This is a genomic window from Leifsonia sp. KNZ12-8B (assembly GCF_056755495.1).
Window position 1 is genome coordinate 33,501 of record NZ_JBPGXM010000019.1, and the last position, 8,929, is coordinate 42,429.

Consider the following 8,929-nt stretch of genomic DNA (forward strand, 5'->3'; position numbering starts at 1 on the left):
GAATTCTACGTGGTGTCGAGCTCGAGCCAGGCCAGCCCACGGAGGTCGAGGCAGAGCCTCCCGTCGCGCTCGGTCGCCTGCGCGATCACCTCGCCGCAGACGCTGCAGCGCAGCACGAGGCCGTGATCGTCGGGATAGAGCCGGGCACGGGCGACGACGCTGATGTCGCCGCAGTGCGCGCAGCGCCCGCGCGCCGACGTGACATCGACGGCGAACACCTCGGAGAGCATCCCCGCGGCCGCGTTGCCGTCGAGGTACTGCATGGACGGATCGGTCATCCGGCACCTCCGATGCCGCCGTAGCGCTCGGTGCGGACGCGCGCCGGGTCGTGGCCGGCATCGATCAGCCAGCCGGACACCGCCTCCACGAACGGGGTGGAGCCGCACAGGTAGAAGGTGGGCGCGACCTGTGCGGGCAGCACGAGGTCGGCCACGGCCGCGGCGGTGAGCCGCGCGGGAGGGGCGGGCCAGCCGGCCGGCGCCTCCCTGGTGTAGGCGTAGTCGACGCGCAGCGGCGCGCCGGAGTCGGCCGCGAGTGCCATCAGCTCCTCGCGGTAATAGCCGGAGCCGGGCGTCCGCAGCGAGTACAGCAGCCGGAAGGGAGCCGAGCTGGCGGCCGCGTGGTGGGCGCGCGCCATGGACATCAGCGGCACCACGCCGGAGCCTCCGGCGATGAGCTGCACCGGGCCCTCGTCTCCCGGCCGCCACACGAACCAGCCGCCGACCGGGCCGCGCACCTCGAGCTGCTCACCGACCTGGAGGCCGCGCACGAGATACGGGGAGACCTCGCCGTCCGCGAGCTCCTCGACGGTCAGCTCCAGCTCGTCATCGGCGAGACCGGCCCCGGTGGCGGACGCGATCGAGTACGAGCGCACGGCCTGGTAGCCGTCGGGGGCGGTGAGTCGCACATCCACGTGCTGGCCGGCGAGATGGCCGTGCAGGCCGGGGATGCGGAGGCGGATGGTGCGGGCGGTCGGTGTCTCGAGCCGCGCGTCCACCACGTCGGCCACGCGCCAGACGGTGCTCACCAGTAACGCTGTTCCTTCCAGGGGTCGCCGTACATGTTGTAGCCGTTCTGCTCCCAGAAGCCGGGCTGGTCCTGCGGCAGCATCTGCAGGCCGTTGACCCACTTCGCGCTCTTCCAGAAGTAGAGGTGCGGCACGAGGAGGCGTGCAGGGCCGCCGTGCTCGGGGGCCAGGTCCTCGCCGTCGAAGCTGTGCGCGATCCAGGCCTTGCCGTCGAGCAGGTCGGCGAGGGGGACGTTGGTCGTGTACCCGCCGTAGCTGTGCGCCATCGTGTACTCGTAGGAGGTGTCGACCTCGGCGAAGAGGGTGTCGAGCGAGACGCCGCGCCACGAGGTCCCGAGCTTGGACCAGCTGGTCACGCAGTGGATGTCGGTGGAGACGTCGTCCTGGGGGAGGGCCATGAACTCGTCCCAGCTCCAGGTGCGCTTCTCACCCTTCTCGTTCGTGATGGTGAAGGCCCACTCGTCCTTCGAGATGCGCGGCGTGGGTCCGGCGCTCAGCACGGGGAAGCCCTCGGTCAGATACTGACCGGGTGGGAGGCGGGGGTCGTCGGTCCGGCGACGACCGAGGAAGCCGGAGGAGATGATGCCCATGTCTCGAAGCCTAATGGCCAGGCGCCCACGCGGTCTATGGTGAAGGCATGGCCGCTGTGAATCTGGGGATGCCGCTCAGCGCGATGCTGGGCGCGGCGGCCGCTGCCACCGCCCCCAGCCTCGAAGGGCGGCCGGAGCATCCCGGGCTGATCGACCGCTACGGCCGCGTCGCGCGCGACCTGCGGGTCTCGGTGACGGAGAAGTGCTCCCTGCGCTGCACGTACTGCATGCCGGCGGAGGGGCTGCCGGCGATCCCCCGCGAGGACCTGCTGACCGCTCCCGAAATCGCCCGCCTGGTCGGGATCGCCGCGCGCGACCTCGGCGTCAGGGAGGTGCGGTTCACCGGCGGTGAGCCCCTCATGCGCGCCGACCTCGCCGAGATCATCGGCCTCTCGGCGGCGGCAGCGCCGGGCATCGACCTGTCGATCACGACCAACGGCATCGGGCTCGACCACCGTCTCCCGGCGCTCGTGGAGGCCGGGCTCACCCGGGTGAACGTGTCGCTCGACACCGTGGACCGGGCGCACTTCGCCGAGCTGACGCGGCGCGACCGGCTGCCGGCGGTGCTCGCCGGCATCCAGGCCGCACACGACGCGGGACTCACCCCGCTCAAGCTGAACGCCGTGATGATGCGGCAGACCCTGGCCGGCGCCCCGGACCTCCTCGCCTGGGCGATCGAGCACGACTGCCGGCTGCGCTTCATCGAGCAGATGCCGCTCGACGCCGACCGCACGTGGATCCGCGACAACATGGTGTCCGCGGCCGAGCTGCTGGAGGTGCTGGGCACACGCTTCGTCCTCACGGAGGCCGGCCGCGATGATCCGTCCGCGCCGGCCGAGGAGTGGCTCGTGGACGGCGGCCCCGCGACGGTCGGGATCATCGCCTCGGTGACCAGGAGCTTCTGCGCGGCCTGCGACCGGACGCGGGTCACCGCGGAGGGCACGGTGCGTTCGTGCCTGTTCGGCGACGACGAGACCGATCTGCGGGGGCTGCTCCGCGGCGGCGCGGACGACGAGGAGATCGCGCGCTGGTGGCGCGGCGCGATGTGGAACAAGCAGGCCGGGCACGGGATCGACGCGGCCGGGTTCGCGCCGCCCGTGAGGAGCATGGGAGCGATCGGTGGCTGACATCCTGGTGCGGTACTTCGCGGCGGCCGAGGAGGCCGCAGGCCGGGCGGAGGAGCGCGTCGCACTCGCCGACGCCACCGTCGGGTCGCTGCGCGCCGAGCTGGTGGCGCGGCACGGGGAGCCGATGGAGAAGGTGCTGCGGTCGGGGTCGTTCCTCGTCGGCGGCGTGGTGTCGCGGGATCCGTCGCGCGAGGTCGACGGCACCGTGGATGTGCTGCCGCCGTTCGCGGGCGGGTGACGGGACGGCGTCCGCCACGGAGACGGCCGGCGCTCAGCGCGGGTAGATGACGACGTCCTCCGGTGCGACCAGCAGGTCGACCGGGCTGCCGATGCCCAGGGCCGCGTCGGCGACGGCGGCCGGCGGCACGAGTGCGGCGAGCGTCGTGGTGCGGACGCGCACGAGGTCGGCGTGCGGCTCCAGCGCCGTGACGCGCGAGGGGATGCGATTCGCCTCCATGGGGACGCCAGGACCGGCGACGGCGAGGGTGACGGCGGAGGGGCGCACGACCGTCGCCACCGGGGAGCCGACCGGGATGTGCTGCGTCGCGGTGCCGTGGAGGCGCAGGCCGTCCGCGGTGACCAGGCCGCTCGACGTGCGGCCTCCGCTGAGCAGGGTCAGGCCGGAGAGCTCTGCGGTGAACGGGTGGCGGGGCCGCTCGAGCACCTGGCGGGTGCCGCCGTGCTCCACCACCCGGCCGTCGTGCAGCACGGCGACGCGGTCGGCGAGGAGGTAGGCGTCGAGCACGTCGTGGGTGACGAGCACGGTGGTGCGGTCGCGGAGCTCGGTGGCGAGCATCCCGCGGATGTCGGCGGCCACCGCGACGTCGAGCGCGGCGAGCGGCTCGTCGAGCAGCAGGAGGCGCGGCTCTGCGGCGAGAGCGCGGGCGATCGCGACGCGCTGGGCCTGGCCTCCGGAGAGGGAGCCCGGGTGGCGGTCCGCGAATGCCAGGGTGCCGGTGCGGCGCAGCCAGGCCTCCGCCCGGTCGCGCGCGGCCGACCGGGCAGCGCCGGTCGAGCGCGGGCCGAACTCCACGTTGTGCCGCACCGAGAGGTGCGGGAACAGCAGCGCGTCCTGCGCCAGCAGGGCGACGCCACGGCGATGCGGCGGTGTCCAGGCGCGCGGGAGGTCGAACAGCACCCGGCCGTCGAGGGTCGCCCGTCCGGCGTCCGGGCGCACGAGCCCGGCCAGCATCCCGAGGACGGTCGACTTGCCTGCGCCGTTGGGGCCGAGCAGCGCGAGCGTCTCCCCGGCGGCGACCGACAGCTCCACCGCCACGTCGCGGCCGGCGTGCGTCGCGGTCGCGCTGAGGCTCACGGCGTCGCCCCCGCCGGGGTGTCGTTGCGCACCCCGCCGCGCGTCGCACCGCCGCCGCGGCGACGACGGGACGGCTCGCCGGCGCGGTGCGCCACCGCGACCACCAGCACCGCGACCACGATGAGGACCAGGGAGAGGGCGACGGCGGCGTCCGGGTCCGTCTCGCGCTGGAGGTAGATCTCCAGCGGGAGGGTGCGGGTCACGCCCTGCAGGCTTCCCGCGAACGTCAGCGTGGCGCCAAACTCGCCCAGCGCCCGGGCGAACGAGAGGATCGCTCCCGAGACGACCGCGGGGAGGACGAGCGGGAGCGTGACGCGGAACAGCACCGTCGACGGGCGGGCGCCGAGCGTGGCGGCGACCGCCTCGTAGCGGTCGCCCGCGGCCCGCAGCGCGCCCTCCAGGCTCAGCACCAGGAAGGGCAACGCGACGAACGTCTGCGCCACCACGACGGCGGGGGTCGAGAACGCGATGACGAGCACGCCGCCGAGCGCTCCGCGCTTTCCGTACAGGGAGAGCAGCGCCAGACCGCCGACGACCGGCGGAAGCACCAGCGGCAGCAGGACGAGCGCGCGCAGCAGCCGACGCCCCGCGAACGGCACCCGCGCCAGCACGATCGCCATCGGCACGCCGAGCACGAGGCAGCCGAGGGTCGCGAGCAGCGAGGTCCGGAGGCTGAGCAGCAGCGCATCCACCGACGACGGGGAGGTCACCAGCGGCACGAACTGCGACCAGTCCACACGCCCGACCATCGCCGCGAGCGGGAGCAGCACGAAGAGGGCGCCCGCGACCGCCACGGCCGCGATCCAGCGCGGAACGCCGAGCAGGGCGGTCGAGCCCTGGCCGCTGGTCACGGCGCCCCGAAGCCGGCGGCCTCGAGCACGGCGCGGCCATCGCTCCCGGTGACGGCGGCGATGAACGCGCGGGCGCCGGCCGGATTCGGCCCGTCCGCGACGGCGACGATCGGGTAGCGGTTGACCGTGCCGGCGGCCTCCGGGAACGGCACGGACTCCACCGCATCCCCGGCCGCCTTCACATCGGTGGCGTACACGATGCCGGCGTCCGCCTCGCCGGACGCGACCTTGCCCAGCACATCCGTGACGGACGACTCCTGGCTCACCGGCGACAGGGTCACGCCGCTGGAGGCCTCCACCTTCGCGGTGGCCGCGCCGCACGGCACCTGCGGCGCGCAGACGACGGTGTCGACCCCGGGCTTCGCGAGGTCGGCGAACGTCGTGATCCCGGCCGGATCGCCGGGCGGCACCGCGATGGCGAGCACATTGGTGGCGAAATCGACCGGGTCGCCGTCCGTGACGCCGGCCTTCTGCGCCTTCTGCAGGTTGCTCTCGTCGGCCGACGCGAACACGTCGGCGGGCGCGCCCTCGGAGAGCTGCGTGACGAGGTCGGAGGAGCCCGCGAAGCTGAACCGGACGGTGGTGCCGGGGTGCTCCTGCTCGAACCGCTTCCCGAGTTCGGTGAAGGTCGCGGTGAGGGAGGCGGCGGCGAAGACGGTGATCGTGCCGCCGACCGCGGGGGAGCCGGAGCCCGAGCCCGTGGACGTCGCGGCGGGCGCCCCCGCGGAGGAGGCGCATCCACCGAGCAGCAGGGCGGCCGACAGCACGGCGGCGACGCAGGCGAGGGTGCGGGTGGCCGGATGGGTGCGCACGCTCAGCTCCGCCCGGCCGGGGTCTCGACGATGACGTTCGTCGCCTTGACGACGGCGACGGCGACCGAGCCGGGTTCGAGGCCCAGCTCGCGCACGGCCTCGCTGCTCATGAGCGAGACCACGCGGTGCGGGCCGCACTGCAGCTCCACCTGGGCCATCACCCGGTCCTGCACGACCTCGGTCACGATGCCGACGAAGCGGTTGCGCGCAGAACGGCCGACCTCGGACGGGTCGGCGGGCAGCACGGCGTTCTGCTTGGCGAGGCGGGCGAGGTCGAGACCGTCGACGACCGTGCGGCCGGCGGCGTCCTTCGCGCTCGGGATCAGCCCGCCGTCGATCCAGCGGCGGACGGTGTCGTCGCTGACGCCGAGGTAGAGCGACGCTTCTTTGATCCGAATCTGCGGCATGAAAGCCATGCTAGATCCGCAGGTGCGGAGAGAGAAGCGTTACAGGCCCACCCATTCGGACGCGCCGTCGGTGAAGTGCTGCCGCTTCCAGATCGGCACGCGCGCCTTGATGATCTCCACCAGCTCCGCGCACGCCGCGAACGCCTCCGCCCGGTGCGGCGCGGCGACCGCGGCGACGAGGGCGAGGTCGCCGATGGTGAGCGAGCCGACGCGGTGCTGCGCGGCGACCCGCAGGCCGGTGCCGCGCGCCACATCCTCGCAGCAGGCCCGGAGGAACGACTCGGCGTCGGGATGGGCGCGGTAGTCCAGCGACACCACGCCACGGCCGCCGTCGTGGTCCCGCACGATGCCCTGGAACGAGACGACGGCGCCCGCGTCCTCCCGCCACACGAACTCGTCGAGCGTGGAGGGGTCGAGCGGGAGGTCGGTGACCTCCGCGAGCACGTCGGTGCGCGGGGGCTGGGTGCTGTCGGGGGTTCCGGCGGTCATCGGTGGTCGCCTCCGCTGAGCTGGTCGAGCAGATGGGGGAGCAGGTCGTCGAGCACGGCGAGGCCGTCGGCGACGCCGCCGCGCGAGCCGGGAAGGTTGACGACGAGGGTGGGGCCGGCGACGCCCGCGAGCCCGCGACTCACCGCGGCGAGCGGGGTGGAGGCGGATCCGCGCGCCCGCAGCGCCTCGGCCACCCCTGGCAGTTCGCGGTCGAGGACGGCCGCGGTCGCCTCCGGCGTGCGGTCGGTGGGGGAGATGCCGGTGCCCCCGGTCGTGATGACGACGGACGGGTGCTCGGAGAGGGCGGTGCGGAGGGCTTCGGCGATGTCGGCGTCGGCGACCACGCGCACGTCGGCCGGCAGGCCGGCCGCGTCGAGCCACGCGGCGATGACGGGCCCGGTGGTGTCCTCGCGCGTGCCGGCGGCGGCGCGGGTGGAGGCGACGAGGACGATTGCGCGCGGCTCGGCGGCGCGCGACTCGGCGGCCTGTGCTGCGGCGGCGCTCGCCGCGGCCGACTGCGCTCCGGCATCCTCCCGCGTCCAGTGCCCGCGCTTGCCGCCGCGCTTCTCGACCAGCTGCACGTCGGTCAGCGTCGCCGCCGGGTCGACCGCCTTGACCATGTCGTGGAGGGTGAGGCCGGCGACCGCGACGGCGGTCAGCGCCTCCATCTCGACGCCGGTGCGACCGCGGGTCTTCGCGACGGCCTCGATGCCGATGGTGCCGGCCGCGGGGTCGAGCGAGAAGTCGACGCGGACGGACGTCAGCGGCAGCGGGTGGCAGAGCGGGATCAGGTCGCTGGTCCGCTTGGCCCCCGTGATGCCGGCGATGCGCGCGGTGGGCAGCACGTCGGCCTTCGGCAGGCCGTCTGCGGCGACCAGGCGCACCACCTCCGCGGTGGTCACCAGGCGGCCGCGGGCGACGGCCTCGCGCTCGGTCTCTTCTTTCGCTCCGACATCGACCATGCGCGCACGGCCGTCGGCGTCCAGGTGGCTGAGCTCGGTCATAGCGTCCAGACTGTCACGTCCTGGCCGGCCGCCAGCGCCTCCACCTCGACCGGGATGTCGATGAGCACGTCGGCGCGCGCCATCGCCGCGACCAGGTGCGAGCCGGGGCCGGCGACCGGCGTCACCGCGTCGCCGTCGGAGCGCCCGCGCAGGAACTGCCGCTTGCCCGGCACCGAGCGGACCGCCTCGGTCAGGGTCGCCCGCCGGCGGGGCGCGGGCGGCAGACCGGCCGCCGTCCGCAGCAGGTCGCGCAGGAACACGGTGAAAGAGACCTGCGTGCTCACCGGGTTGCCCGGGAAACAGATGACCGGCACGCCGTCGATCAGCGCCGTGGCCTGCGGGCCGCCCGGCTGCATCGCGACGGAGGCGACCTCGCCGCCGCGCGGGACCACGACCTCCCGCACCACCTCGTACGCCCCGCGGGAGATGCCGCCGGAGGTGAGCACGAGGTCGCTGACGGAGACGGCGCGGTCGAGCACCCGGCCGAAGGTCTCCGGATCGTCGCCGCAGGCCTCGCGCAGCGAGACGACCGCGCCCGACTCCTGCACCAGGGCCGCGAGGGCGACGCCGTTCGCGTCGAACACCTGCCCGAAGCCGGCGCGATCGCCGGAGGCGACCAGCTCGGAGCCGGTGGACAGCACCGCGATGCGCAGGGGCTCGCGGACCGCGACGGTCTCGACGCCGGCGGAGGCCAGCGCGGCGACGTGGCGCGCGGCGAGCCGGGTCCGCGCCGGCACGAGCAGGTCGCCGCGGCGGAGGTCGCTGCCGCGCTCGCGCACGTACTCTCCGGTGCTGCGCGGGCGCCGCACCTCCACGACCGCTCCGCGGAGGTCGTCGTCGCGGCCCAGCACCATCTCGGTGTCCTCGACCGGGATGATCGCGTCGGCGCCGTCCGGGACGGGGGCGCCCGTCATGATCCGGATCGCCGTGCCCGCGTGCAGCGTGACCGGGACCGTGTGCCCCGCCGGGATGTCGCCCGCCACCTCCATCGCGAGCGGTGCACCCGCGACATCGGCGGCGCGCACCGCGTAGCCGTCCATCTGGGAGTTGCGGAACAGCGGGAGGTCGACCTCCGACCGGATGTCGTCCACCGTCACCCGGCCGGCCGCCTCGGCGCGCGCGACGGCGACGGCCGCCGGCTCGGTGCAGAGCGGCACCAGCAGCCGCTCGATGGTCTCGGCATGCTCCTCGACGCTGCGCGGCCCGGTCATCTCCCCAGTATCCCGCCCCGGTCCCGCTCCGCCGCAATCGCTTCCGGACTTGTGCACGCGACACGCCGGCTGCAGGCGTGCAGAAGTCCGGAAGCG

The 8,929-nt window shown here is 74.4% G+C and carries 12 protein-coding genes; 2 read left to right on the forward strand and 10 right to left on the reverse strand.

Features of this window, described 5'->3' with window-relative positions:
* Window positions 1-5: 5 nt before the first annotated feature.
* The 3 genes from ACR9ZG_RS05105 to ACR9ZG_RS05115 are packed head-to-tail and all read right to left on the reverse strand — an operon-like array spanning window position 6 to window position 1,617.
* Entirely contained in the window at window positions 6-278 is a 273-nt protein-coding gene (locus ACR9ZG_RS05105) for a DUF6510 family protein (protein ID WP_481283738.1), read from the reverse strand.
* Window positions 275-1,027, reverse strand: a complete 753-nt coding sequence (locus ACR9ZG_RS05110) for an FAD-binding oxidoreductase (protein ID WP_481283739.1) — start codon at window positions 1,025-1,027, stop codon at window positions 275-277. The genes ACR9ZG_RS05105 and ACR9ZG_RS05110 overlap by 4 nt, the downstream gene beginning before the upstream one ends.
* Window positions 1,024-1,617, reverse strand: coding sequence for a sulfite oxidase-like oxidoreductase (locus ACR9ZG_RS05115; protein ID WP_481283740.1), 594 nt, complete (start codon window positions 1,615-1,617; stop codon window positions 1,024-1,026). Before ACR9ZG_RS05115 ends, ACR9ZG_RS05110 begins: the two co-directional genes overlap by 4 nt.
* A 47-nt stretch (window positions 1,618-1,664) precedes the next feature.
* On the opposite strand from ACR9ZG_RS05115, the gene moaA reads away from it, so the two are divergent.
* Window positions 1,665-2,744 (forward strand): GTP 3',8-cyclase MoaA, encoded by a 1,080-nt coding sequence (gene moaA, locus ACR9ZG_RS05120; protein WP_481283741.1) that lies wholly within the window; start codon window positions 1,665-1,667, stop codon window positions 2,742-2,744.
* The gene (locus ACR9ZG_RS05125; RefSeq protein WP_481283742.1) at window positions 2,737-2,982 is read left to right on the forward strand and encodes a MoaD/ThiS family protein; all 246 of its coding nucleotides are present in this window, start codon (window positions 2,737-2,739) and stop codon (window positions 2,980-2,982) included. Before moaA ends, ACR9ZG_RS05125 begins: the two co-directional genes overlap by 8 nt.
* Window positions 2,983-3,015: 33 nt before the next feature.
* Here ACR9ZG_RS05125 and ACR9ZG_RS05130 read toward each other — a convergent pair whose 3' ends face one another.
* From ACR9ZG_RS05130 to ACR9ZG_RS05160, 7 genes are read right to left on the reverse strand one after another with little or no spacing between them, the layout of a single operon-like run.
* Entirely contained in the window at window positions 3,016-4,059 is a 1,044-nt protein-coding gene (locus ACR9ZG_RS05130) for a sulfate/molybdate ABC transporter ATP-binding protein (RefSeq protein ID WP_481283743.1), read from the reverse strand.
* Entirely contained in the window at window positions 4,056-4,910 is an 855-nt protein-coding gene (locus tag ACR9ZG_RS05135; protein WP_481283744.1) for an ABC transporter permease, read from the reverse strand. The genes ACR9ZG_RS05130 and ACR9ZG_RS05135 overlap by 4 nt, the downstream gene beginning before the upstream one ends.
* Entirely contained in the window at window positions 4,907-5,728 is an 822-nt protein-coding gene (gene modA / locus ACR9ZG_RS05140; protein WP_481283752.1) for a molybdate ABC transporter substrate-binding protein, read from the reverse strand. Before modA ends, ACR9ZG_RS05135 begins: the two co-directional genes overlap by 4 nt.
* Window positions 5,725-6,129, reverse strand: coding sequence for a TOBE domain-containing protein (locus ACR9ZG_RS05145; RefSeq protein ID WP_481283745.1), 405 nt, complete (start codon window positions 6,127-6,129; stop codon window positions 5,725-5,727). Before ACR9ZG_RS05145 ends, modA begins: the two co-directional genes overlap by 4 nt.
* Before the next feature lie 39 nt (window positions 6,130-6,168).
* Window positions 6,169-6,618 (reverse strand): molybdenum cofactor biosynthesis protein MoaE, encoded by a 450-nt coding sequence (locus ACR9ZG_RS05150; protein ID WP_481283746.1) that lies wholly within the window; start codon window positions 6,616-6,618, stop codon window positions 6,169-6,171.
* Window positions 6,615-7,622, reverse strand: coding sequence for a bifunctional molybdenum cofactor biosynthesis protein MoaC/MoaB (gene moaCB, locus ACR9ZG_RS05155; RefSeq protein ID WP_481283747.1), 1,008 nt, complete (start codon window positions 7,620-7,622; stop codon window positions 6,615-6,617). The genes ACR9ZG_RS05150 and moaCB overlap by 4 nt, the downstream gene beginning before the upstream one ends.
* Window positions 7,619-8,833, reverse strand: a complete 1,215-nt coding sequence (locus ACR9ZG_RS05160) for a molybdopterin molybdotransferase MoeA (RefSeq protein ID WP_481283748.1) — start codon at window positions 8,831-8,833, stop codon at window positions 7,619-7,621. The genes moaCB and ACR9ZG_RS05160 overlap by 4 nt, the downstream gene beginning before the upstream one ends.
* Between the last annotated feature and the right edge of the window lie 96 nt (window positions 8,834-8,929).

What these genes read in the sequence shown, in the direction of transcription:
- ACR9ZG_RS05115 (WP_481283740.1), bottom strand. Translation starts at nt 1,617, where the DNA reads ATGGGCATCATCTCCTCCGGCTTCCTCGGTCGTCGCCGGACCGACGAC.
- ACR9ZG_RS05145 (WP_481283745.1), bottom strand. Translation starts at nt 6,129, where the DNA reads ATGCCGCAGATTCGGATCAAAGAAGCGTCGCTCTACCTCGGCGTCAGC.
- ACR9ZG_RS05150 (WP_481283746.1), bottom strand. Translation starts at nt 6,618, where the DNA reads ATGACCGCCGGAACCCCCGACAGCACCCAGCCCCCGCGCACCGACGTG.
- ACR9ZG_RS05160 (WP_481283748.1), bottom strand. Translation starts at nt 8,833, where the DNA reads ATGACCGGGCCGCGCAGCGTCGAGGAGCATGCCGAGACCATCGAGCGG.
- moaA (WP_481283741.1), top strand. Translation starts at nt 1,665, where the DNA reads ATGGCCGCTGTGAATCTGGGGATGCCGCTCAGCGCGATGCTGGGCGCG.
- moaCB (WP_481283747.1), bottom strand. Translation starts at nt 7,622, where the DNA reads ATGACCGAGCTCAGCCACCTGGACGCCGACGGCCGTGCGCGCATGGTC.
- ACR9ZG_RS05105 (WP_481283738.1), bottom strand. Translation starts at nt 278, where the DNA reads ATGACCGATCCGTCCATGCAGTACCTCGACGGCAACGCGGCCGCGGGG.